Annotated in this window: 19 protein-coding genes; 8 read left to right on the top strand and 11 right to left on the bottom strand. The window is 32.6% G+C overall.

The window, feature by feature from the left end; all coding sequences use genetic code 11:
- Positions 1-305: 305 nt before the first annotated feature.
- Positions 306-1,139 (top strand): type IV pili methyl-accepting chemotaxis transducer N-terminal domain-containing protein, encoded by an 834-nt coding sequence (locus H526_RS0116820; protein ID WP_027394076.1) that lies wholly within the window; start codon positions 306-308, stop codon positions 1,137-1,139.
- A gap of 12 nt (positions 1,140-1,151) precedes the next feature.
- On the opposite strand, the gene H526_RS0116815 is transcribed toward H526_RS0116820, so the two are convergent.
- Complete coding sequence (locus tag H526_RS0116815; protein WP_027394075.1) at positions 1,152-1,835, bottom strand: response regulator; 684 nt, start codon at positions 1,833-1,835, stop codon at positions 1,152-1,154.
- Positions 1,836-2,089: 254 nt separating this feature from the next.
- On the opposite strand from H526_RS0116815, the gene H526_RS0116810 reads away from it, so the two are divergent.
- The 6 genes from H526_RS0116810 (at position 2,090) to H526_RS0116785 (ending at position 9,366) form a co-directional block, all read left to right on the top strand.
- Entirely contained in the window at positions 2,090-3,397 is a 1,308-nt protein-coding gene (locus tag H526_RS0116810; protein WP_027394074.1) for an alginate export family protein, read from the top strand.
- A 160-nt stretch (positions 3,398-3,557) separates the two neighbouring features.
- Entirely contained in the window at positions 3,558-6,077 is a 2,520-nt protein-coding gene (gene nirB, locus H526_RS0116805) for a nitrite reductase large subunit NirB (protein WP_027394073.1), read from the top strand.
- A 24-nt stretch (positions 6,078-6,101) separates the two neighbouring features.
- Positions 6,102-6,479 (top strand): nitrite reductase small subunit NirD, encoded by a 378-nt coding sequence (gene nirD, locus H526_RS0116800; RefSeq protein WP_027394072.1) that lies wholly within the window; start codon positions 6,102-6,104, stop codon positions 6,477-6,479.
- A 56-nt stretch (positions 6,480-6,535) separates the two neighbouring features.
- Positions 6,536-7,120, top strand: a complete 585-nt coding sequence (locus H526_RS0116795) for a DUF4202 domain-containing protein (RefSeq protein ID WP_027394071.1) — start codon at positions 6,536-6,538, stop codon at positions 7,118-7,120.
- Between the two features lie 10 nt (positions 7,121-7,130).
- Positions 7,131-8,948 carry a sensor histidine kinase gene (locus H526_RS0116790; RefSeq protein ID WP_027394070.1) on the top strand — a complete coding sequence of 606 codons (1,818 nt, stop codon included), beginning with the start codon at positions 7,131-7,133 and terminating at the stop codon, positions 8,946-8,948.
- Positions 8,949-8,991: 43 nt separating this feature from the next.
- The gene (locus H526_RS0116785) at positions 8,992-9,366 is read left to right on the top strand and encodes a hypothetical protein (protein WP_027394069.1); all 375 of its coding nucleotides are present in this window, start codon (positions 8,992-8,994) and stop codon (positions 9,364-9,366) included.
- 22 nt (positions 9,367-9,388) lie between these two features.
- Here H526_RS0116785 and H526_RS0116780 read toward each other — a convergent pair whose 3' ends face one another.
- From H526_RS0116780 to pfkA, 3 genes are all read right to left on the bottom strand, one after another.
- A complete protein-coding gene (locus H526_RS0116780; RefSeq protein ID WP_027394068.1) occupies positions 9,389-10,261 on the bottom strand; it encodes a BadF/BadG/BcrA/BcrD ATPase family protein in 873 nt (290 codons plus the stop codon).
- Positions 10,262-10,347: 86 nt separating this feature from the next.
- Positions 10,348-11,349, bottom strand: a complete 1,002-nt coding sequence (gap, locus tag H526_RS0116775) for a type I glyceraldehyde-3-phosphate dehydrogenase (protein WP_027394067.1) — start codon at positions 11,347-11,349, stop codon at positions 10,348-10,350.
- Positions 11,350-11,391: 42 nt separating this feature from the next.
- On the bottom strand, positions 11,392-12,378 hold the full coding sequence (gene pfkA / locus H526_RS0116770; RefSeq protein ID WP_027394066.1) for a 6-phosphofructokinase: 987 nt from the start codon (positions 12,376-12,378) through the stop codon (positions 11,392-11,394).
- Between the two features lie 301 nt (positions 12,379-12,679).
- On the opposite strand from pfkA, the gene H526_RS31010 reads away from it, so the two are divergent.
- A complete protein-coding gene (locus H526_RS31010) occupies positions 12,680-15,196 on the top strand; it encodes an Ig-like domain-containing protein (RefSeq protein ID WP_051336202.1) in 2,517 nt (838 codons plus the stop codon).
- A 118-nt stretch (positions 15,197-15,314) separates the two neighbouring features.
- Here the strand turns inward: H526_RS31010 and H526_RS0116760 are convergent, their stop codons facing one another.
- The 7 genes from H526_RS0116760 to H526_RS0116730 all read right to left on the bottom strand — a co-directional run bounded on the left by H526_RS0116760 (position 15,315) and on the right by H526_RS0116730 (position 25,334).
- Entirely contained in the window at positions 15,315-16,052 is a 738-nt protein-coding gene (locus H526_RS0116760) for a T9SS type A sorting domain-containing protein (protein WP_027394065.1), read from the bottom strand.
- Positions 16,053-16,363: 311 nt separating this feature from the next.
- Complete coding sequence (locus H526_RS0116755) at positions 16,364-17,749, bottom strand: alpha-amylase family glycosyl hydrolase (protein WP_027394064.1); 1,386 nt, start codon at positions 17,747-17,749, stop codon at positions 16,364-16,366.
- A gap of 24 nt (positions 17,750-17,773) precedes the next feature.
- On the bottom strand, positions 17,774-19,636 hold the full coding sequence (locus tag H526_RS0116750; RefSeq protein WP_027394063.1) for a glycoside hydrolase family 13 protein: 1,863 nt from the start codon (positions 19,634-19,636) through the stop codon (positions 17,774-17,776).
- Positions 19,637-19,745: 109 nt separating this feature from the next.
- Positions 19,746-22,052 (bottom strand): glycoside hydrolase family 65 protein, encoded by a 2,307-nt coding sequence (locus tag H526_RS0116745; RefSeq protein ID WP_027394062.1) that lies wholly within the window; start codon positions 22,050-22,052, stop codon positions 19,746-19,748.
- Positions 22,053-22,135: 83 nt separating this feature from the next.
- A complete protein-coding gene (pgmB, locus tag H526_RS0116740; RefSeq protein WP_035085855.1) occupies positions 22,136-22,801 on the bottom strand; it encodes a beta-phosphoglucomutase in 666 nt (221 codons plus the stop codon).
- A 7-nt stretch (positions 22,802-22,808) separates the two neighbouring features.
- A complete protein-coding gene (locus tag H526_RS0116735; protein WP_027394060.1) occupies positions 22,809-24,179 on the bottom strand; it encodes an MFS transporter in 1,371 nt (456 codons plus the stop codon).
- A gap of 132 nt (positions 24,180-24,311) precedes the next feature.
- Positions 24,312-25,334, bottom strand: coding sequence for a LacI family DNA-binding transcriptional regulator (locus H526_RS0116730; protein ID WP_027394059.1), 1,023 nt, complete (start codon positions 25,332-25,334; stop codon positions 24,312-24,314).
- Positions 25,335-25,448: the final 114 nt, after the last annotated feature.

Below are 25,448 nucleotides of genomic sequence, written 5' to 3'. Positions count from 1 at the left end.
CAGTTTCGACTATCAAAAATCTAAAACGACATCATTAACATAGTACCAAAAAAACAAACATCTGATAAACAAATACTTAACTGTTTCACAATATCATAAATATGGCTATCCCATAACCTAAGCAATTCAATAAAACGCATTCTCCAGGACTACGTATTAAATATTTGGTTTTCTCGAAAAAAAATAAGTATTTTGGCAAATATATCTCTACAGCGTAAATACTTTTTTTACAAACCAAACCGCCATAAACCCCTATAAAATGGTTAACCCCAATGATAATTTAATAACAATGTAAAAACTTACTTATGAAAAAGAAGAGCACTACAATTTTATTGACAATCCTTATTACTCTTATATCAAATACTTATTTAACAGCTCAATCGAACAAATACGGAGCTATTAGTTACGCGAAGGCTATAAATATCTCAGGAAAACAACGAATGCTATCACAGAAGATTTCTAAAGCATATTTATTAACCGCTAAAGGAATTAATGATCAATCGATAAAAAAGGAATTAAACTCTAGTAAGTTTATATTTGAAAAGCAATTACAAATACTTACTAAAAATGCCTCTAGCAGCTCAACAAAGTTATCCTTAAAAAAAGTTAGAACATTATGGGACGATTTTAAAGCTATCATTGCAAGTACTCCAGACGCTCAAAACTCCTTAAGGATTGTAAAAGCTAATACCAATTTATTAAAAACTTGTAACGATGTAGTTATTAGTATAGAAAACAGTTATAACTACAACAATCAATTTTTTCAGAATAAAAACAAAGATTTAGCAAAAACAATAAATATATCAGGAAGACAGCGAATGCTATCACAGCGATTATGTCTATACTACACTGCAACTACTATGTTCAAAGGAGATAGTCCTGAGTATAAAAAAATATTGAATGAAACTTATGAAAAATTTGACAATACGATTGGAGAATTACTAATAAGTAGTTACAACAGCACTGATATAGAGGAAGAACTAGGTGTTGTTATGTCGTATTGGGAAAAATTTCAAACCAATAAAAATGGTTTATTAAATGGTGACTTTACTTTGCAAGACATGTTTGCTACTACAAACCAGCTAACAAAATCTTTTAATAAAATTACTAATTTATACGAAGATGTAGCTAATAATTAAAAAAACTAAAAGTCAGGGAATCATCTCATATTCTCTGGCTTTTTTACTTAATTCTAATACATTTTTAACCGCCATCTTTTTCATTAAGTTAAAGCGATGAACTTCTGTAGTTCTTTTACTTATATCAAGTTCAGCCGCAATATCTTTATTAGTCATCCCGGACACTGCCAACTTAAGTATTTGATTTTCTCTTTTCGTAAGGTCAAAAGGGTTACTCTTCTCCTTCTTACCTTCAATAGTTGGTTTTAAGGCTTTTTCTTCTACCTTTTCATCACTATTTTTAAGTAAATTTTTGACCAATATAGAAGAAACATCTCCACTAAAATATTTATTCCCTTTGCTTACGGTAGACAGTGCTTTCAAAAATTCCTCTTTACCCGCATCCTTAAGCAGATATCCATCTGCCCCCGCATTAATAGATTGTAAAATATACTCATCGGAATCATGCATTGATAACATGATTGTTTTAGAAGAAACAGATAGCGCCGTAAGTTCTTTTACAGTATCTATTCCGGACATTTCTGGCATTCTTATATCACATATTACGATATCTGGGCACAACGACTGCACTAATTCAATAGCTTCTCTCCCATCAGAAGCCTCTCCAATAACCTCATATTGCTTTTCATCCTCCAGAAGTGAACGAATTCCATCTCTAACTAAAAAATGATCATCTACCAATACAATACTTACCATACTTTATAATACTTAATTACCTACTCTTTATAAAAAAACTACTTACTATCCAAAGATAAGAATAATTCAAAAATACAATCAATAAATTAATAATCCAGAAAGAAAAACTACGTATTTTTATCTAATAAAAACATTAAAAATAAGTATTAATACTTAGATTTGTTACTCAATTGATACGTCAGCTAATAGGATTAATTGAAAAGAACATAGCAACTGTGAGAAATACTTATACTCACACCAAACAAATTTAAGAAATGAAAAATAAGTTATACTTTACCATACTATTACTAGTACTGGTATTTAAGGGGAATGCACAGGAATTAAGTATTGATGCAGATATAAGACCACGATTAGAGTATTTACACGGTTTTGGTAATTTAACTCCAGCTGGAGTAGATGCAGCTATATTTGTACAACAACGTTCTCGATTAAAATTTGGATATACTGCAGACAAGTTTTCTACATATCTTAGTGTACAGGATGTAAGTGTTTGGGGAGATACACCCCAGATAGCTGCAGCTGATAACAATAATAGTTTCTCACTAGCCCAAGCTTGGATTAATTTTAAGTTTGGTAGTGGATGGTCCACTAAATTAGGTAGACAAGCTCTTGTTTATGACGATCAGAGAATACTTGGTGGATTGGATTGGGCAATGCAAGGAAGATTTCATGATGCTGCATTAATCAAGTATAAAAATGAGAATGGTTTAAAACTAGATCTTGGTTTTTCTTTTAATCAAAACGGAGTAAGTAGAATAAATACTTTATTCGATCCTAATAATGATGGAAATGCAAGAGCCGTATTTGATTACAAAGGAATGGCTTATGCTTGGTTGCATAAAGACTGGGCTAAATTTTCTGGGAGTTTTCTTTTTGTAAATAATTCTTATCAGAATTTAGATACCGATGGTCAAACTCCAATCGATGGAACTGTAAATAGACAAACCTTTGGTACACATTTAGTTGCAAAACCTGCTAAAGGATTAAAAATAGCTTTAAACTTATATGCACAAACTGGAAAATTCACAGAAACAGTTGATTTATCAGCATATAACGCCGGTCTAGAGGTTACCTATAAACCAGGAAAAACTTTATTCGGAATAGGTGGAGAACTGCTTAGTGGTGATGATAATGGAGGAACAGATGGAGAGATCACTTCTTTCTTCCCAATCTTTGGAACGAATCATAAATTTAATGGATATATGGATTACTTTTATGTAGGGAATCATGCCAATAGTGTAGGATTACAAGATATATATGCTAAAGCTGTTATCAAAACTGGTAAAAGCAGTAGTTTATTAGCAAAACTTCACTATTTCTCTGCTGCAGAAGATATTGCTGGAACTGATGATACATACTTAGGTACAGAACTAGATTTAGTTTTTACTCAAAAAATACTACCATATGCTACCTTAAAAATAGGATACTCTCAGATGTTTGCTGGTGATAGTATGGAAATTCTAAAAGGAGTTGCTGATCCTAGCGGATTACAAAACTGGGGATGGGCAATGCTAGTTGTAAAACCAAACTTCTTAAAATGGAGTCCAAAACCAAAACAATAGCATATAATAACAATACCATAATTCAAAACCTGCGAAATCAGTTTCGCAGGTTTTTTAATGTATTATTTTGAAATTCTTAATTTACAATACTGATAATTACGTAATTCTTATTACTTAAATACGTATTAATACTTAATTTTGATATATAAATACGTAACTAATGAAGAAGGTAGTAGTAATAGGTAACGGAATGGTAAGTTATAAGTTCTGTGAGAAGTTTGCAGCATCAGAAAAATTTACAGATTACAAACTTATAGTTTTTGGTGAAGAACCAAGGCGAGCGTATGACAGAGTCCATCTTAGCGAATTTTACGATGGTAAAACTTCCGAAGATTTAAGCATGTCTACTGCTAATTGGTATGAAGATAATAATATTGATCTTCATACCTCGGAAATGATTACTGAAATTAATCGAGAAGATAAAACGGTAGCGAATCATAGAGGAGATATCTATCCCTATGATTATTTAGTATTAGCAACTGGATCTTCAGCCTTCGTTCCGCCAATTGAAGGTATTGATAAAGAAGGTGTTTTTGTTTACAGAACTATTGAAGATCTTGAAGCAACAGAAGCATATGCCAAAAAATTAAAAGCTCAAGGAAAAACTGAAGCTGCTGTTCTTGGTGGAGGTCTATTAGGACTTGAAGCTGCAAATGCAGTTAAAAATTTAGGACTTAATGCCCATGTCGTTGAGTTTGCTCCTCGTCTTATGCCGAGACAACTTGATAAAGGTGCTAGTGATATGCTTCAGTCTAAAATTGAAAGCATGGGCTTAAAAGTACACCTCTCGAAACAAACACAATTTCTTCAAGGTGAAAAAGCAATCGAAGGCTTACAATATGTTGATGATACAGAATTAAAAGTTGACATGCTTGTTGTTTCTGCAGGTATACGACCACGAGATGAAGTTGCTAGAGAATGTGGCCTTGAAGTTGGAACTCGTGGCGGAATTGTTGTCAACCAAAAAATGGAAACTTCTGATAAAAATATATTTGCTATTGGGGAGTGCGCATTACTAAATAGTATGATTTATGGTTTAGTAGCTCCTGGATACGATATGGCGGAAGTTGCCGTACAACAAATTACAGGTGGTGATTCAGAAATGCCAGAGTCCATTGATATGTCTACCCAATTAAAATTAATTGGTACTGAGGTTGCAAGTTTTGGAGATGCTCTTAATCTGTCTAAAGAAGATATTGATGAAATTATATATGAAAATAAACGAAATGGTATTTATAAAAAAATAAACATTTCTAAAGATGGAAAAAGGCTTTTAGGTGGAATTTTAATAGGTGATTCCTCTGATTATAATTCTCTATTCCAAATTTATATCAATGGAATGAAACTTCCTGAAGAACCAGAAGATCTAATATTAGGTAGTCGTGGAGGTGATGAAGGAGGCTTATTAGGTGATGTAATGGATTTACCTGATGCAGCTCAAATTTGTTCTTGCGAAAGTGTTACTAAAGGACAGATTTGTAGCGCTATAGAAAATGGAGAAGCTACAGATGTTGCAGGAGTAATTAGTTGTACTAAAGCAGGAACTGGTTGTGGTGGTTGCAAACCTATGGTAACTGACTTAACCAATGCTACCTTAAAATCATTAGGTATAGAGGTTAAAGAAGGGGTTTGTGAGCATTTTGATCTAAGTAGACAAGATTTATATAAAATAATCCAAGTAAAAGGATACACTACATTTAATGAGGTATTAGATAATCACGGAAATGGTGGTCACGGTTGTGAATTATGCAAACCACTCGTCGCTTCTTTAATGGCCACTATTCATGCTGATACCGCGAATGAAGAATACGCTATTCAAGATTCTAATGATCGCTTCTTAGCCAATATACAGCGAAATGGAACATATTCTGTAGTTCCTAGAGTACCCGGAGGAGAAATTACTCCAGAAAAACTTATCGCACTTGGAGAAATCGCTAAAAAATATGATTTATATACTAAGGTAACTGGTGGGGTGCGTATCGACTTATTCGGTGCTACTGTAAACCAATTGCCTTTAATATGGAAAGATCTAATTGACCATGGTTTTGAAAGTGGTCACGCCTACGGGAAGTCATTAAGAACAGTAAAAACCTGTGTTGGTTCAACCTGGTGTCGTTATGGAATGGACGAAAGTGTAAGTTTTGGTATTGAACTAGAGAATCGTTACAGAGGAATTAGAGCTCCGCACAAAATTAAAGGTGGAGTTTCTGGATGTATTCGTGAATGTGCGGAAGCACGTGGAAAAGACTTCGGATTAATTGCTGTAGAAGGTGGCTGGAATTTATATGTAGGTGGAAATGGCGGAGCTACACCAAGACATGCAGAATTATTTGCCGAACAAATTGATAATGAAACCGTAATAAAATATCTAGATAGATACTTAATGTTTTACATGCGTACAGCAAAACCATTACAAAGAACCGCTGCATGGCAGGAACGTCTAGAAGGAGGATTAGATTATTTAAAAGAAGTTATTATTGATGATAAACTTGGTATTGCTGAAGATTTAGAAAACGAAATGAAAACCTTGGTCAACAAGTATAAATGTGAGTGGACCCAAGCTGTCAATGACCCTGAAATAATGAAACGCTTTAATCACTTTGTAAATAGCAAAGAAGAAGACGATAATGTTGTTTTTGTTCCCTTAAGAGAACAAAAAATGCCTGAACCTTGGAAATAATAAACAACTTATAATTAAAATTAAATGGAAGAAATTCTAAACAAATACAAAACCATCAAATTAGAAGATGTAAAAATTTGGTTTAAAGCGGCGTCAATTCATGCTTTTCCAAAAGATGGAGGGGCTTGTATTAAATATAAAGATTTACAAATTGCAGTATTTAATTTTGAGAGATTAAACAACTGGTATGCATGCCAAAACTTATCACCTGAAAAAAACGAGATGGTTTTAAGCAGAGGAATGATTGGAGACCATAACGGGATACCTAAAGTTGCTTGTCCTCTTCATAAAAAAACTTTTTCTTTAGAAACTGGAGAAAATCTAAATGGTGATTTACCTCCCATTGCAATCTATCCAATAAAAGTAGAAAATGACAACGTTTTTATTGGCTTCGAAGAATAAAGAATTTTATTGCTAAAAAACATTACTTTAGCAAGTATTCTAATAATATTACTTTTATGCCAACCTTAAAAATAACCGAAGCATTCTCTATCATTGATGCATCAAATGCAAATGATCCTAATAAAGAAATCGTTCATGGAATATCTATTGCAAAAGAATTAGTCTATGGACAACGAATGAGTCAAACACTGGATAATTTTACTCCAGAAGCATCAGAAACACTTCAGTTAGCAGCTAGGGCTCAACATATCTGTAGATGGGAAATCCCTAGAAACAGTTACCCAATGGATCGTGTGGGGTATTTAAAATGGCGTGAAGAGCTTAAAAAATTCCACGCAAAAAAGGCTTCAGAAATACTTGAAAAAGTAGGCTATAATCAAGAGGTCATAGATCGAGTTTCATTTTTAATTCAAAAAAAGAAACTAAAAAAAGATCAAGACACTCAAATATTAGAAGATGTTATATGTCTTGTTTTTCTAGAATTTTATTACTCAGATTTTTATAAAAAACATGCTTCAGAAAAAGTCATAGACATTTTGCAAAAGACCTGGAGAAAAATGTCTGAAAAAGGACATCAAGCCGCACTAAAAATATCATATTCAGAAAAAGGATTAGATTTGATTAAGCAAGCCATCGCATAATTTTATCATATTGAACAAACTGGAATCATTAGATCATCAAACATTTAATCGCCTAAGTAAGATTTACATTATTGCATTAGGGGCGATTGCTTTATTTACCATTGGCGGACAGTTTTTTATCCAACGGTACCTTAACTCTCAAATAGATGATTCTAAAATTATTAATATTTCTGGTAGACAGCGAATGCTTAGTCAGAAACTAACTAAAGAAATTCTATTACTTAGCTATACGACGGATAACATATCTAAAAAAAGGTATATTGAAGAATTAGAAGCTACTATACAACTTTGGAAAACATCTCACGAGCGATTAAGAAGATATAATGATTCTATACCTAAAGGAAAAAATGATAGCACGGAGATAAAAAAAATGTTTTTGGTTTTACAGCCTTATTTTGAAACCATCTACGAGAATAGCACGGAGATACTTAGTTTAGTTAAAAATGACTCTGTCAACCAACAAATACTAAAACCACATCTGGACAATGTAACTTTTAACGAGCCTCTTTTTCTTAAACAAATGGATGCTATTGTTTATAGATATGAAAGAGATGCTCAGGAAAAAATATCAAGCCTTAAAAAAATTGAATATATAATTTTCGGCCTCATCATTTTGGTTTTAATTTTTGAATTTTTCTTACTATTTAGACCGGTAGCTTTAAGTATTAAAAAAACAATCTCAAATCTATTAATATCGCAAAAGGACGCTACTAACATGGCTGCTAATGCCGAAAAGCTAAGAAAAATTCAAAATGAAAATGTACAAGAACTTATATCACTTACTAAAGCATTAGATCAAACCCTTTTATATGCTAGAGTTAATGAGCAAGGAATTGTAAAAAACTTAGGAGAACGTTTTGCTAAAGTTTTAAATGTAGATCAAAAATTCTATCAAAAAAATCTTTCGGAACTTATGAAACTAAGTGAACTTCAATCCAATAGACTGCTTCAACTCATATCGCAGAATAAGGGAGGTGTTTTTAATGAAGAGTTTGAATTTGTTTCTGGTGAAGATAAAAAAATGTGGCTAGATGTTTCAATATTAAATGTTTTTAAAGAGTCTGGAACTGCAGAAAGATTAGTTCTTTGTTCTGATATCTCTAAGAGAAAAGAAGCACAACTAGAAATAGAAAGATTAAATGATTTAGAATATCAGCAAAAGGAGGAATTACAAAAATCTAATGCTAGTTTAATTGTAGAAGCCCAAGAAGAAGAGAGAAAGCGAATTGCAAAAGAAATACATGATAGTATTGGGCAAATGCTTACTGCTTTAAAATTTAATATAGAATCAATAAACACAAATAATATTGAAAAAACAAATCAAAAAATAGAAGGCCTTAAACAACTATCTAAAGATTTAATTCTTGGAATTAGAACAGCAACATTTAACCTTACTCCTCCTGAATTAAAAGACTATGGAATTAGTATTGCTTTACAAAAAATGGCAAAAGAACTCACAAAACTAACTAGTAAGAACATCATTTTAGAAGATAAATCGAATACTGAACTTCGTTTTGATTCTTTAGTTGAAACTAATCTATATCGAGTTACGCAAGAGGCTGTTAACAACGCTATCAAATACGCTAAATCAGACTACATACTAATATCTATTAATAGTTCAGAATCCATATTAAGTATTACCATAAACGATAACGGAAAAGGGTTTGATTTAACTAAAATTCCTAACAAACCAAAGAATAATGCAGAAGGTGGAATGGGCCTATTTTTTATGAAAGAAAGAATGAATTATATAGATGGTAGAATTTTTATAAGTTCCGCACCAGGAAAAGGAACAAGAATTAGTCTAAATTATAATTTTAATAAATAAAATTATATACTTTTACTTTGTATTTATCCCCCAAACGAAAAGAGTGAAAGTAAGTAAGGAAAACACGAAATATCTAATGAATTGGGATTCCAAAAAAATTTGGAAAGAAGAAATCATTAGTAAAGAGTTCATTAAATATCTTAAGGAGAAAGAGGTTTACGAACTGATTAAAGATAAAAATACTCAACTAGGTATTATCTCAGAAAGAGATATTATTAATTGGATTGAAAAAAAAGAAAATCAAAATTTCTGGGAAGACAAAATGGAACAACACATCTGCGAAAAGATCATAAAAGATGATGATGATTATTTTGTAGGTTGTGACTACGAAGACTTTAAGGATGGATACTTTTTTGTTGCCAGTTTATGGAAAATAGAAAAAGGAGAAAACTTGATAATATTAGAACATTATCATTGATTTCTCCCTCTCATTTTTTTATCTAAACATTATTTGGTTTCTTTTTTATTACATCATTTCTGTAATAATCTATAATACCATCGATAGGTCTTCTAACGATATTACCTACTGTTAAATGATATGGCCAAACTGCTGCTCTAATAATATCTTCACTAAAGTGCGCTATAGATCCAATAAAATGTACTGGAACATTCTGAGCTTCAGGAAAACATAATACTCTTGTTTCTACAAATTCTTGTATCCCTTCTGTAATAATTTTATAAAAATATCCATTACGCTCACTTGTAAAAATGAATTCTGCAAAAGAAGCTAAATACGTATTTGGATTTTCCTTTTTGTATAAATTTTCTTTTATACTATCAGAAGAAAGATCAAAACGTTTTTCAAATTCTCCTGCTACTTCTGGTGGCATTCTTTTATAATAGTAATCTCTAATTAATCGTTTTCCAAAGTAATTTCCACTGGCTTCATCCATCAAAATATACCCCAAAGAATCTACCGTCATTTTTATTTCATCACCATCAAAATAACAACTATTAGATCCGGTACCTAAAATACAAACAATCCCAGGTTCTGTAGTAGCAGCATAGACAGCTGCAACCATATCTTCTTTAACGAGAATATCATTTGCATTAGAAAAGTAATCCTCAAAAATCTTTGCCAACATCTGAGTTGGCTTATTAGTCCCACAACCAGCGCCATAAAAATGTACCCGATCTATCTTATTTCGATAAGAGGCAAGTTGTTCATTGTCCTTAAGTCTCTCTTCTAATAAAGATTTACTAAATACAGCAGGGTTTAAACCCTCTGTACGAGTTTTAAACACAATTTCTCCTTCTTCATCAAGAAGAATCCAATCACATTTAGTGGAACCACCGTCAGCTAATAAAATCATTTTAAAAATATGTTTGTTGTGTGTGTTGCAGTCAGCTAAAAAACCTCGATTACGTTTAAAATCGAGGCAATATACTATATTACTCCCTATAGATTACCTACATAAGATGAAAGGTCTACCAATTTAGAAGAATATCCATATTCATTATCGTACCAAGATACTAACTTAAAGAAATTGTCATTTAAAGCAATTCCAGCTCCAGCATCAAAAGTAGATGTATGGTCTTCTCCTACAAAATCTTGAGATACCACATCCTCATCTGTATATGCTAAAACACCCTTTAATTCATTTTCTGAAGCTTTTTTAACAACAGCTTTCAGGTCTTCATAAGATACAGATTTCTTTGTTTTTACCGTAAGATCTACAACAGAAACATCCGCTGTAGGAACTCTAAATGCCATACCAGTAAGTTTACCATTTAATTCTGGTATAACTTTACCAACGGCTTTCGCAGCTCCAGTAGAAGATGGTATAATATTATTCAATGAAGAACGTCCTAGTCTAAAATTCTTTTTAGAAGGAGCATCAACCACTGCTTGTGTTGCAGTTGCAGCATGAACTGTAGTCATTAAGCCTTCTTCTATTCCAAAATTATCATTAATTACTTTAGCTAAAGGAGCTAAACAATTTGTAGTACAAGAAGCATTAGAAACAATTGTATCTGTTGCTTTAGCTTCTGTATGGTTTACACCCATAACAAACATTGGTGCATCTGCAGAAGGTGCAGAAATAACAACTTTTTTAGCACCTGCCTTTAAATGAGCGCCGGCTTTATCTAATGTTGTAAAGATACCTGTACAATCCATCACCACATCAACTCCAGCTGCATCCCATTTTAATTCTTCAGGATTTCTTTCTGCAGTAACACGAATAGCTTTACCATTTACTACAAGGTTTCCATTTTCTACAGCAATAGTACCATCATATTTTCCGTGTACAGAATCGTACTCCAATAAATAAGCTAAATGATTTACATCTAACAAATCGTTAATAGCTACTATTTCTACATTCTCGCGCTTAGAAGCAATTCTAAATGCGATTCTTCCAATTCTACCGAAACCGTTAATTCCAATTTTTAACGTACTCATACTTAATAATTTAGTTGTTTTTGATTTAAAACGTGGTTATATTTATACTGAAGTAATATCAGCAACTTTAATTAATCTATCGTGTTTGTGTGTTCTTTTTCCTAAAGCGGTTGTTAAAGGAACTATTTGTACTTTTTTATGAACGATTCCTATCATTACCTCACTTTTCCCTTCTAATAAAGTCTCTACAGCCCCCACTCCCAACTTACTTGCTAGAACTCGGTCATAACAACTTGGTGATCCACCTCTTTGTATATGACCTAATACAGAAACTCTAACCTCATAATCTGCTAGGTTTTCCTCTACATATTCTCCTAACTCAAAAATATTCTTTCCAGATTTATCTCCTTCTGCTACAACTATAATACTAGAAGTTTTACCTGTTTTTTTACTTTTCTTCAAAGATTCTATAAGTCTGTCAACTCCCATATCTTCTTCTGGAATCAAGATCTCTTCTGCACCTGCTCCAATTCCTGCATTAAGTGCAATATCTCCTGCATCTCTTCCCATTACCTCAATCAAGAATAGTCTATTATGCGAACTCGCAGTATCCCTTATTTTATCTATAGCTTCTACCACAGTATTTAAAGCAGTATCATACCCTATAGTGTAATCAGTTCCATTGATATCATTATCAATGGTTCCAGGAATTCCCACTACTGGAAAGCTAAACTCTTCAGAAAGCTTTAACGCACCTGTAAAGCTACCATCTCCTCCAATTACAATAAGAGCATCAATATTATTCTTCACCAAATTATCGTACGCTTTTTTTCTTCCTTCTTCTGTACGAAAATCTTTAGAACGAGCTGATTTAAGAAAAGTTCCTCCTTTATTTATAATATTCCTTACCGAACGTGCGTTCAGTTTTTCCATTTCATTGTGAATAAGGCCTTCATACCCCTTATAAACGCCGAAACAATCTACCTGATAATAACTACACGCACGAACTACCGCCCTTATGGCAGCATTCATTCCTGGAGCATCTCCTCCAGAAGTAAGTACAGCGATATTTTTTACTTTCTTTGTCATTGAAGTCAAATCTATTGTTATTGACCACAATAACCTAATTTACCAAAAATCTAAAACGTTTTCGGTTAATAAATTCAGTAATTACTGACAAAAAATGTATGGTTTTAACACATTTTCATGAAATAAGTTAAGAAAAAAGTATTATGGCAAAATAATTTATCCCTGATTTTGGTATTCACAAAACTTATATAAACTAACAATTAAAGTCGAGATACCGTAATAAGCATACTTGCCTCATTCATATTTAGTATCTTTACAGGTACAAAAAGTCATAATTCACCCAAATTAATTTCATTTTGACATGGAAAAAAAGCCACTTATACTAGCTTTGTCAATAGTAATACTTATTTCATTCAAAGCTTTCTCACAAAACCAAAACAATTTAATAGATGCCCCAGGTGATATTGCCTTTGTAGCTTTTCACACAGATAATGGAGGTGCAGATCAAGAAGATGGATTTTCTTTTATTTTATTAGACGATGCCATCAACGGAACTACGATAACATTTATAGATGAAGAATGGGATGGAACTCAATTTTCGAGTCCCATAAATGAAGGAGATTTAATCTGGACTAACAATACTGGTAGCACTATTGATGCTGGAACAGTTATCAATATTACAGATGCAGATGGAAATACCGAAATGGCTTCCATAGGTATTGTTGATGAAATCAATGCTGGATTTGATTTGGCTGCAGCAGAAGATATTGTAGCAGTAACAGGAACAAGAGCAACTCCTGGTGTTTTTCTATCCGCTATAGATGGTGATAATGGTTTTCCTTTTGTTACAACAAACACAGGCTTATCTAGCGCTCAGATTTTATTAATTTCTGATCAAGGTATTTACACGGGTCCCACCACTTGTAATAGCACAATAGGGGATTGTTTAATTCAAATATATGATTCTGTAAATAATTGGAGTTTTGGAAACTATACACATCCAGATGATGTGATTGGTAATTTTACAGGAAGTGCTTTTTTAGGAGATTTAACACCTCCAACAGTTAATATTTCTCTTTCAGATGTTGCTCTCACAATGGGAGAAACCTCGACTATAACCTTTACTTTTAGTGAAGTTCCAGTAGGGTTTACATCAGCTGATGTTACAGTACAAAATGGTGTTTTATCAGGCTTTATGGTAACAGCCAACCTAGCTATATATACTGGATTATTTACCCCTACACCAAACATACAAGATGCCACAAATATTATTAGTGTCGGAACGGGATACACAGATGCTGCAGGAAATACAGGAGTTGCTTCAGAATCAGACAACTACACTATAAACACTATTCCTTCTAATTCGGCTCCAAGTTTTTCACTCCCTACTAGTCCCGATCAAACAATTCTAGAAGATTCTGGTGCGCAAACCGTAAATGGATTTGCTTCTAGTATTGATGATGGAGATGGAAATACGCAAACACTTACTTTTAATGTAACTAATGACAATAATACGTTATTCAGCAGTCAACCTACAATAGATGTAACTGGAAATCTAACCTATACTCCAGCTGCAAATGCTTTTGGAAGTACAACCGTTACTGTAAACCTATCTGATGATGGAGGAACTGCTAACGGAGGAGTTGATACTTCTGCGGATCAAACATTTATGATTACTATTAATGCAGTAAATGATGCTCCTAGTTTTTCCTTACTTGCTAGCCCAGATCAAACAATTGTAGAAGATTCTGGTGCGCAAACTGTAAATGGATTTGCTTCTAGTATTGATGATGGAGATGGAAATACACAAACACTTAGTTTTAATGTAACTAATGATAATAATACGTTATTCAGCAGTCAACCTACAATAGATGTAACTGGAAATCTAACTTATACCCCAGCTGCAAATGCTTTTGGAAGTACAACCGTTACTGTAAACCTATCTGATGATGGAGGAACTGCTAACGGAGGAGTTGATACTTCTGCGGATCAAACATTTATGATTACTATTAATGCAGTAAATGATGTTCCTAGCTTTTCTTTACTTGCTAGCCCTGATCAAACAGTTGTAGAAGATTCTGGTGCACAAACCGTAAATGGATTTGCTTCTGCTATTGACGATGGGGATGGAAATACACAAACACTTAGTTTTAATGTAACTAATGATAACAATACGTTATTCAGCAGTCAACCTACAATAGATGCAACTGGAAATTTAACCTATACTCCAGCTGCAAATGCTTTTGGAAGTGCAACTGTTACAGTAAACCTATCTGATGATGGAGGAAGTGCTAACGGAGGAGTTGATACTTCTGCGGATCAAACATTTATGATTACTGTTACTAGTGCCAATGACGAACCAACAGTAATTATTACTTCTACCGAAAGTTCTCCAACGGCAACTAATCCTATTCCTATTAGCATAACATTTTCTGAGAATGTATTAAATTTCGATATTAACGATATCACTATTACTAATGGATCACTTACTAATTTTTCTGGTTCTGATGCAATATATAATGTTCAGGTTATTTCCACTACAACCGGAGTTATCACGTTAAACATTGGTGCTAATATAGCCAATAGTGTTTCTGGCGATGGGAATCTATCTGCTGTAGAATTTAGTATTACCTATGACGAGCTACTCAGTACAGAAGAATTTGAAGAGGATACATTTATCATATATCCAAATCCAACTAAAGGCAAAGTATATATAAGTATTCCTATAGAACTAGTTACTGTCTTTGATTACAGTGGTAAAAAAGTACTAGAAACAACTAAAAACACATTTGATCTATCAGTATTAGAATCTGGTATCTATATATTCAATATACAGACCAATGAAAAACAGATAACGAGACGAATAATAAAATTATAAAAATAATATCTGAACGATACTATTCTACTCTTCAAACTTAAAGAAAAACAAAAAACGACCTATTCTCATAGGTCGTTTTTTAAATTTAAGCACTAAAATTATATATATAATTATAGGACTATTTTATAAACTGCTTAGTAATCACTTCGCCACTCTTCATAAATGTCTTTAATATGTAATTTCCTTTTGGAAATTTTTCAATATTAATAGTATTATTATAGTATGTTCCCAACAATCTGGAGTTTAGATCATAAATTTCATACTTGTTTACCTCTCCCTTTGATTGTACTTTAATTACTTTATTACCTGGAATTGGAAATACTTTTAAATCATTTTCAAAATGATTACCTATTCCATTTTCTTTCTTATCAGAAGATAACATATCACCCTCAGGTCCGAAAGCACCTGAAAAGACTTTGCTCAATTCATTATTTTCTAATCTAGATGAGCTGCAATCTTGCATTTCAATTGCCGTCCAACGGATTACCCAATCTCGATCTGCAGCAGTACTTGCTCTAAGAGGATTTGGAAAATTTAAAGACCCAACTGTTGGTAAATCACTAGGAGCATCGGTCCATCTTAAATACACCCTGAAACCCGTAGAAGTAGCGTTATAAACAGAAGGCACACCCGATATATACCAATGAAATCCTTTATTACTAATAGATTCTAATGTTACCAAATAATGAGGGGTCGTTGTAAACTCACAAGATTTTGTATCGACATCAACATATATACCTGTGGTATTATAATCTACCCAATCAGCTGGTGAAGTAACCCCTTGACCAATTTTTATTTGGGCATTAGAAATCGAATAACCAAAAATCAACAAAAAAGAGAATAAAAAAGTTTTCATAATTGTGTGGTTTTAAAATGAATTTTAATTAATAGAACATAGATTTAACTAAATCTTTATTCTTTAAAATTACTTAAATCGACACATACTTATTTACGGAAGCACCATTAAATTAAGGGAATTTTCCCTTAATTAATTCAATAATAACATGAAATGATAAATTATATCATTTTATAACCTTCTATTAAAATTTAACAACCTTTTCATACCCCAAATTAATTAAGCAACCTTTTAGCAACTATTTTGTAAAAAGTAAAAGGCAACATATAATACTATATGTTGCCTTTTGAAATTAAAAGTTTTAAAAAACTCTATTCCTGAATCAATATCAAATACTGCCAAGAATTTAACTCATATTCTTTTCCTTTAACACTATCTATATATTCTCCCGTAAGATAATCTTTAAATTTGCCCTCATATTCTGCTGTAAACGTTACCGGTTTTTTTGTCATATTTGCAACGAAAACAACTTTATCTCCATTTTTTTCCCTTTCAAAAGCCAACACTTTAGTATCTGCTGAAGTTTTAATTCTATTGTATGAAGCTGCATTTTTACCTCCATGTAATGCTGAGTTTTCATTTTTAAGCTTTCCTAATTTTTCATATAATGGGTAGAACACTCCTTTCTTTTTGATAATGGTATCCTTTTCAAAAAACAATAAACGCTTATCCATATCATATTCTTGTCCAGAATAAATTAACGGCATTCCAGGAGCTAAATATGATAATGCAGCAAATAATTCTTTAGAATCACCCATTCTTTCTTGCACAGTCCCATTCCAAGAATTCTCATCGTGATTGGAGGTAAAGTTCATTAAGATATCGTCTTTAGCATACATAGAATCCACTTGTACCATTCTTTTATCCCAAGCTTCTACAGTATTTTCTCCTTTAGCGATATGATTCATTACGTGATGCGTATCCCATCCATACCCCATATCGAATGCTTTTTCCATTAATTCTGGTTCCCAGCCTTCTGCTAACATAAATACTGGTTTAATTTTCTTAAGTTCTGTAACTGTGTTATTCCAAAAATCAACAGGTACCATCCCAGCTACGTCACAACGAAAACCATCTACTCCTTCTTGCTCTACCCAATACTTCATTGCATCTAACATTCCTTTTCTCATCTCTTCATTATCATAATCAAGGTCTGCAACATCCGTCCAATCAGTACCTACAGTATGCGTAATTTCTCCTTTATCATTTTTAGTATAAAATTCAGGGTGTTCTTTTAACCAAACATGATCCCATCCGGTATGATTTGCTACCCAATCTAACACAACATAAATTCCATTATCATGTGCTGTTTTCACAAGTTCTCTAAAATCTTCTAAGGTTCCAAATTCTGGATTTACTTTGGTGTAATCAGAAATCGCATAATAACTACCTAGTGATCCCTTACTTTTGGTAGTAGATATTGGATAAATAGGCATAACCCAAAGTATTTTTACACCAAGGTTTTTTAAAGTAGGGATATCCTTAGTAAAAGCTTTGAAAGATCCTTCTTCAGAATATTGACGAATATTTGCTTCATATATCACCGCATTTTCCATCATAGCGCCACTAACAGCAGCTAATCCTTTACTTACTTCTTCTACAACAGTTTCTGCTTTTGCAACTGTTTCTTCTTTTTTTTGCTTACCACAGGAAATTATCATACCTGCAAGGACAAGACAGAAAGTTACTTTTCTCATTATTTATAATTTTATTTTTTAAGTTTATTGTAATGTTATGATCATTGATGTTTTAGCAGCAACAATTATATTTTCGCTAACATCTATTATATTATCAGTAATGATATCTTTCCCCGTCTTGAAACTGCTCAACCCTTCTTTAAAGCGATTCATATCAAGCTCTTGACTCTCAGAATTATTATTAATAATAACCATTACCCTTTCTTTTTCAGTATACCTGAAATACACATATACATTATTAAAGGGTATGTATTGCAATAATTCTCCATTATGAATAGCATTGCTTGTTTTTCTCCAGTTTAACACCTTTTTTGTAAATAAATGAAATGCTTCTTCATCTTGCGTTCTCCCTTTTGTTTTACCTTTAGTGGTTTCTGAAACAAATGCACTTCTTGTATCATCAGGCCATCCGCCAGGGAAATCTCTACGAATATCACCATCTCCTTTTTTATCTTTATTACCTAACATTCCTATTTCATCACCATAATAAATCTGGGGAATACCTCTTGTCGTAAAAATTAGGGTCATAGCCATCTTATACTTACTAATATCACTTTGGTATATCTCATTAATTCTATTAGTATCGTGGTTACCAACAAACAATAATATATTATCAATATCAGGGTATAAAAAATCATTAGTAAAGTTTTCATAGGCTCTAATCATCCCTTTATCCCAAGAGTTACCATCTTCATCAAACATAACGGTTACCGCATCATGAAGCGTAAAATCCATAACCGAAGGTAAATATGAATTGTAGTTATCAATTGCTCCTATTTTACTGTCTTTTTGCCAATACGCCATCTGCGCTTGATCATGCATCCAAACTTCTCCTACTATATTAAATTTAGGATACTCATCCATAATCGCTTTGGTCCATTTTGCAATTCCTACTTTATCATTATAGGAATATGTATCCACCCTAAAACCATCCAAATCTGCATATTCTATCCACCAAATTGCATTTTGAGTTATATAATTAAGAAGTAATGGATTGCTTTGATTCATATCAGGCATTGTAGTATCAAACCATCCATCCATACATCCTTTTGCATCAATTGCAGAAGCATTGGTATCAAACTGAGTTGTCATTCTGTAATTACTTCTTCTAAAACCCTCAGGCCACTGATGAATCCAATCTTTCGTTGGCAAATCTTGAATCATCCAATGTTTTGAACCCCAATGATTTGTTACATAATCCATAATTAACTTCATATCCAACTTATGCATTTCATCAGCTAACCTTTTATAATCTTCATTAGTTCCATATCTTGGATCTATTTTATAAAGATCACTCTGTGCATACGTATGATAGGAATAAACAGGTTCATTATCTTCTAATAAAGGAGTACTCCAAAGTGCAGTTGCTCCTAAATCATATAAATAATCTAAATGATCTATCACTCCTTGTATATCCCCCCCATGACGTCCTCCTGGATTAGAACGATCTGCTTTTTCTGCAGTATCCTTCTGAGAATCATTATCTGGATTACCATTGGCAAAACGATCTGGCATAATTAGATACATTACATCACTGCTATCAAACCCTTTTCGATCTGCCGAACCTTTTCTTCTATTCTTAAATTCATAAGATTCTGAAAAAGCAATTTTATTATTCTCTTTAAAATTAATGACTATTTCACCAGATGGTACATCTTTAGTATCAACAGTTACAAAAACATAATTAGGGTTTTCTGTTTTGGTGACTTCATTAATTGTTATGCCTTCTATTTCTATATTATATTTAGATATTTCTTTACCATAACACATTAATTGTAATTGATTAGAATGCATACCACTCCACCAAAACGGAGGCTCTATTTTTTCTATCTGCCCAAAGGTTAATGAAACGATTAACCCAAAAAGCATGGTTAATATATTCTTCATTGATTTAATTTTGATTTGTATATTTTGTTTAGTTGTAAAACCAGAATTGAATTAAATACCCCAAAAACTTTGGTTTTTGGGGTATTTACATTTCACTTATATAAATGAATTATACGCTCATTAAACTATTCGGAGATATTGTAAATTCTTTTCCGTCTACATATATCAATAATTCATGTTCTCCTTCTAAGTTAAAAGTAGTACCATCTTGAGAAACATTTACTTTTAATATACTGTTCCTAAAGTTCACATTAAATGCATAGCCTTTCCATTCTTTAGGTATTTTAGGTGTAAATGACAATCTATCATTCTTTACTCTTAACCCTCCAAAACCTTCTACAATACTCATCCAAGTTCCTGCCATACTTGTAATATGCAGTCCTTCTTCTACTTCTTTATTATAGTCATCTAAATCTAACCTAGAAGTTCTTAAATAGAACGTATATGCCTGATCCATTCTATCAAGAGTAGCAGCTTGTATACTATGTACACAAGGTGAAAGTGAAGATTCGTGAACTGTAAATGGCTCATAAAAATCAAAATGACGTTTCAATTCTTCTTTAGTAAATTGATCTTCGAACATATAGAAACCTTGCAAGGTATCTGCTTGCTTTATATAAGGAGATCTTAGAATTCTATCCCAACTCCACTTTTGATTAATAGGCCTTTGCGATTTATCCAGATTATCAACAGTAATAAGTTCCTTATCTAAGAATCCATCTTGTTGCAAGTATACTTGGTGTTTTTCGGAATATGGAAAATACATTTTCTCCGCTACTTCCAACATTGCTTTTATTTCTTCTTGGCCAAGTTTTGTCTTTTCTATAATTCTATTATAATCAATCTCATATTCTGACTTAACCTTTTCAATATTTTCAACACAATACTCAATACACCATTTTGCTAAATAATTAGTATACCAGTTATTATTGATGTTGTTCTCATACTCGTTCGGTCCAGTTACACCTAGTATCACATATTTTTCTTTATCTGTAGAAAAAGTAGCTCTCTGATGCCAAAAACGTGCAATTGCTATCATTACTTCTAATCCCATTTCTGGAATATAACTATAATCACCTGTATATCTTAGATAGTTAAAGATAGCAAATGTCATCGCACCGTTTCGATGGATTTCTTCGAAAGTAATTTCCCATTCGTTATGACATTCTTCTCCATTCATGGTTACCATTGGATATAATGCAGCTCCATTAGTAAATCCAAGTTTCTCCGCATTTTCGATCGCCTTATCTAAATGATTGTATCGATATTGTAATAAGCTTCTAGCTACGTTCTGATTTTTGGTAGCCATATAAAAAGGTATACAATACGCTTCTGTATCCCAATAGGTACTTCCTCCATATTTTTCTCCTGTGAATCCTTTAGGTCCTATATTTAATCGTGCATCTTTACCTAAATACGTCTGATTTAATTGAAAAATATTGAAACGAATTCCTTGTTGAGCTTTTACGTCTCCTTCAATAACAATATCAGCCATTTCCCAAATTTTAGACCAAGCTTTCTTCTGTAAATCCAACAAAGCATCAAATCCAGAATCAGAAGCTTGTTTTAAAACTGCAGCACTAGCAGATGCTATGTCCTCTTGCTTATGATTTAAGGAAACAGTATAACCACCAAACTTATGTAATTCGGTAGTTTGGCCTTTTTCTACTCTTACTTCATACTTAAGACTTGCATATGTTTTGTTTGTTTCCACAGTAGGATAAACATCTTGTTTTTTACCATTTAAAAACAACTGATTAAGCATTCCAGAGCACACATGGAACTCTGTTTTCATTGTTTTTGAAGATATGTACGCTGCGTTTCCTTTATGCGATACTTCATATGTATCCCAAAATTTATCGTCCCAATTGGTATCTTCATTTGTGATTCCAGCATCTAAATAAGGGGTAAAAAGAACTGTAGCTTCTTTATTAAGAGGAGTAACTTCATATTTAATAGCACCAACCTCATCTAAATCCAAACTTAAGAACCTTGTAGATTTTACTAATATCTCCGTATTATTTCCTAAAACTGCTTTAAAAGAACGTTGATACCAACCTTCTTTCATATTAAGTTCTCTACGAAAATCTGATACAGTTTTACATTTATGAAGGTTTAGTTTTTCTCCATTAATCTCTACATCAATTCCAATCCAATTAGGTGCATTTAACACTTTTGCAAAATATTCTGGATATCCATTTTTCCACCAACCAACTCTGGTTTTATCAGGATAATATACTCCTGCGATATAACTTCCCTGAAAAGTAGGGCCTGTATATGTCTCTTCAAAATTTGCACGTTGCCCCATGGCTCCGTTACCTATACTAAAAAGACTCTCTGAGGATTTAACTCGTTCAACATCAAATCCTTCTTCAATTATAGACCAGTTATCTGGTTTAATATAATCCTGATTCATCGGTTCTCTTTTTTATTTTTAGTTGATTGAAACACCATGCAAAACATCCAGTAGAATATTTTGCTTGATATTCCGAATTATTCTTAATTTTTTCTGGTTGTAACTAATTGGTTAATGAACTCTTCTTTTATTTCTGTAAAATTTTTAAATACATAATCTGCTTCGTGAAGTACTTTTGGATCCCCAATACCAATACTCACCATATTAGCAACATTAGCAGCTTGAATGCCTGCAACTGAGTCTTCAAAAACAACACAATCTTTAGGGTCTACTCCTAATTTTTGAGCACCAATTAAAAACACTTCTGGATCCGGCTTCGCTTTAGAAACATCTGTTCCATCAACGATAGCATGAAACTTATCTCTAAGCAATACTTTATCAAGAATGATTCTTGCATTTTTACTAGCAGATCCAAGAGCAACAGCTTGATCTTCGGTTAAAAGATAATCTAAAACTCTTGGCACATCTGGAAGAACTTCTGAAGTGTCCATGGTTTCTATGTAATTTAAATACTCCTCGTTCTTTTTAGCCATCAAGGCAGTAAATTCTTCTTCTGAAATGGTTTTATTACCCCATTCTAAAATTTTTTCTAAAGATCGTACTCGGCTAACTCCTTTTAGTTGTTCATTTTGTTCTTCAGAAAAAGAAATATCAAGACCATTGGCTAAATTTTGCCATGCTAGAAAATGATATTTTGCAGTGTCCACTATGACACCATCAAGATCAAATATGAATGCTTTTTTTGTCATTCTAAATTTATTTTGGGTTATATGTGATAGCATCTTTGTTAGTAATCAACAAGTTACAAAAACCAGCTATAATTAAACTAATTCCTGCTACTATCATTGCGTTAATTGTTTCTTCTCCTATAAGTTTATATGTGTAATTTATTCCTCCCAAAGCGGCTATCACCTGCGGTATAACAATAAACATATTAAAAATTCCCATAATAACTCCCATTTTTTTAGGATCAACAGAACTGGATAACATTGCATATGGCATTGATAAAATACTACCCCAAGAAAAACCTATTAGCGTAAAAGAAAGGATCAACCAAGATGGGGATGGTATAAAATACATAGATATAAAACCTACTCCTCCTAATACCAATGAAAAAAGATGTACTAGCTTTCTATTAATTCTCCTTCTAGAAGTATAAAAAGCCAAGATCAAAGCAAAAGCCATTGATGATAATCCATAAACCCCCATATATTTACCCACTTCATTTGATGATTTTTGAAATGCAGTATTAGCTATCTGAAATTCATTTACAGATTCTTCTGAATCCATATTATAATTAGCTTCTACTGGTGCAGGTGTTTTAAAAACATGTTCTGTTAATGCAGGATTAGTTAAACTCCACATAGTAAAAAAAGCAAACCAACTAAAAAACTGAACTAGTCCGAGTTTTTTCATTGTTAATGGCATACTCCCTATGTTATTTAAAATATCAGGAATAAATTGATTTTTCTTTTCTTTTTCCCTTTTAAACTCTTCCATATCCTCTGGAGGATATTCTGTAGTTGTAAAAACAGTGTATAAAATACTTATGAGAAAAACAAAAGCTCCAATTGCAAAAGCAACCTTAACTGACATCGGAACAACTCCATTAGCTGCAGAATCACTAACACCTAACTGAGAAACCATCCAAGGAAGATTACTAGCTATCCACGTACCTATACCAATAATTAATGTTTGAATTACAAATCCATAAGATCTTTGTGATTCTGGCAATTTATCCGCAACTAAAGCTCTAAAAGGTTCCATTGAAATATTAATAGAAGCATCTAAAATCCATAGAAAACCAGCTGCTACCCACAAAGCTGGAGAGTGCGGTACAAAAAATAGGGCTATAGAACTAAAAATAGCTCCGATTAGAAAATAAGGTCTTCTTCTTCCCCATCTAGGGTTCCAAGTTCTATCACTTAAATATCCTATAACGGGTTGCACTAATAAACCGGTTAATGGTGCTGCAATCCACATGATTGGAATATCATGGATTTCTGCTCCTAACGTCTGAAAAATTCTAGACATGAATCCGCCTTGCAATGCAAATCCGAATTGTATTCCCAAAAAACCGAAACTCATGTTCCAAATTTCCCAGAAACTTAGCTTACGCTTGTTCATTAAGTAAATCTTTAATAATTACTATGATAAGCGCGTACACTTATCAAAACTTATGTTAGTAGAAAGTGAAAATATAAGTTCTGATAGGCGTCAAATATATTATAATATTTTAAATAAAATAATTTTAGTATGTTATTTTTTTGTGGATTGTCTTTGGATCAAGCTTGTATCTATGATCACTGTTTTATATTCTTCAGGAACATCTTCTTCTCCCTCAAGCTTATCTATAAGTAGTTTTGCAGCTCTAACACCCATCTCTTCTCCATGTTGGCTAATTGTTGTTAAACTAGGAATAAAATGTTTTGATAAAATACCATCCGTAAAACCAACTATTGAAACATCATCTGGTACTTTTTTCCCTTGATCATTAAGAACTCTGGCCGCTGTAACAGCAAAAAGTTCATTTACTGCGAATATCGCATCCACATCTTTATTTTGAAGAAAATTAGATATTTCGGCTTCACAGTTATCAATATCCTCAATTTTTAAGATATAATCTTCTCTAGCCGTAATATCATACGCTCTTAATGCTCTAAGATATCCATTAGTTCTTAACTTACCTACACTGATATAATCAACTGTAGTAAGAATTGCAATCTTTTTACACCCTAACGATAACAGATGATTTGTAGCTGTCTGTGCTCCTTTTCCATCATCAATAATAACTTTATCACATACTAATTCATCAATAATTCTATCAAAAAGAACGACTGGCATTCCCTGACTCATCGTTTCTTCTATATGATGGTAATCTTTTTTTTGCTGTGTTTCTTTTGCTACTGATAAGATGAAACCATCAGCACTACCACTAGCCAACATCTCCAGATTTATCACTTCTTTATCAAAAGAATTATTTGAAGAACAGATAATTACGTTATATCCTTTTTCATTAGCAACCTTCTCAACACCACCAATGACAGTGGTAAAAAAGTGATGAACTATCTCTGGAATAATAACACCAATTGTCTTTGTTTTTCTGTTTTTTAGGCTAAGCGCAATGTTGTTAGGCTTATAATTATACAACTTAGCGAAGGCTTTTACCTTTTGTCGAGTATCTAAACTAATCTCTACACTATCTTTTAGTGCTTTTGACACGGTTGAAATAGATACATCTAATTCTTTTGCTATTTGTTTTAACGTAACTTTTTGCTTCATTTCCCTCGAATTTTTTATTAAAAGTTAAAGTTTAGTGCGAAAATATGCGATATGATCACAATTACCCTTAAAATTTTAACAGAATTTTAAAAGTTATCCACACGCAAACGTTTG

The sequence above is a fragment of the Aquimarina latercula DSM 2041 genome, assembly GCF_000430645.1.
Classification (GTDB): Bacteria; Bacteroidota; Bacteroidia; order Flavobacteriales; family Flavobacteriaceae; genus Aquimarina; species Aquimarina latercula.
The sequence above is the reverse complement of the archived record's forward strand: the minus strand, read 5'-3'. Positions and strand labels throughout refer to the sequence as shown.

Excerpts from the sequence above, each read along its gene's own strand:
- pgmB (WP_035085855.1), bottom strand. The coding sequence starts at position 22,801 with ATGACAAAAAAAGCATTCATATTTGATCTTGATGGTGTCATAGTGGAC.
- H526_RS0116745 (WP_027394062.1), bottom strand. The coding sequence starts at position 22,052 with ATGAATCAGGATTATATTAAACCAGATAACTGGTCTATAATTGAAGAA.
- nirD (WP_027394072.1), top strand. The coding sequence starts at position 6,102 with ATGGAAGAAATTCTAAACAAATACAAAACCATCAAATTAGAAGATGTA.
- H526_RS0116810 (WP_027394074.1), top strand. The coding sequence starts at position 2,090 with ATGAAAAATAAGTTATACTTTACCATACTATTACTAGTACTGGTATTT.
- H526_RS0116780 (WP_027394068.1), bottom strand. The coding sequence starts at position 10,261 with ATGATTTTATTAGCTGACGGTGGTTCCACTAAATGTGATTGGATTCTT.
- H526_RS0116755 (WP_027394064.1), bottom strand. The coding sequence starts at position 17,749 with ATGAGAAAAGTAACTTTCTGTCTTGTCCTTGCAGGTATGATAATTTCC.
- nirB (WP_027394073.1), top strand. The coding sequence starts at position 3,558 with ATGAAGAAGGTAGTAGTAATAGGTAACGGAATGGTAAGTTATAAGTTC.
- H526_RS31010 (WP_051336202.1), top strand. The coding sequence starts at position 12,680 with ATGGAAAAAAAGCCACTTATACTAGCTTTGTCAATAGTAATACTTATT.
- H526_RS0116815 (WP_027394075.1), bottom strand. The coding sequence starts at position 1,835 with ATGGTAAGTATTGTATTGGTAGATGATCATTTTTTAGTTAGAGATGGA.
- H526_RS0116820 (WP_027394076.1), top strand. The coding sequence starts at position 306 with ATGAAAAAGAAGAGCACTACAATTTTATTGACAATCCTTATTACTCTT.
- H526_RS0116730 (WP_027394059.1), bottom strand. The coding sequence starts at position 25,334 with ATGAAGCAAAAAGTTACGTTAAAACAAATAGCAAAAGAATTAGATGTA.
- gap (WP_027394067.1), bottom strand. The coding sequence starts at position 11,349 with ATGAGTACGTTAAAAATTGGAATTAACGGTTTCGGTAGAATTGGAAGA.
- pfkA (WP_027394066.1), bottom strand. The coding sequence starts at position 12,378 with ATGACAAAGAAAGTAAAAAATATCGCTGTACTTACTTCTGGAGGAGAT.
- H526_RS0116760 (WP_027394065.1), bottom strand. The coding sequence starts at position 16,052 with ATGAAAACTTTTTTATTCTCTTTTTTGTTGATTTTTGGTTATTCGATT.
- H526_RS0116795 (WP_027394071.1), top strand. The coding sequence starts at position 6,536 with ATGCCAACCTTAAAAATAACCGAAGCATTCTCTATCATTGATGCATCA.
- H526_RS0116750 (WP_027394063.1), bottom strand. The coding sequence starts at position 19,636 with ATGAAGAATATATTAACCATGCTTTTTGGGTTAATCGTTTCATTAACC.
- H526_RS0116735 (WP_027394060.1), bottom strand. The coding sequence starts at position 24,179 with ATGAACAAGCGTAAGCTAAGTTTCTGGGAAATTTGGAACATGAGTTTC.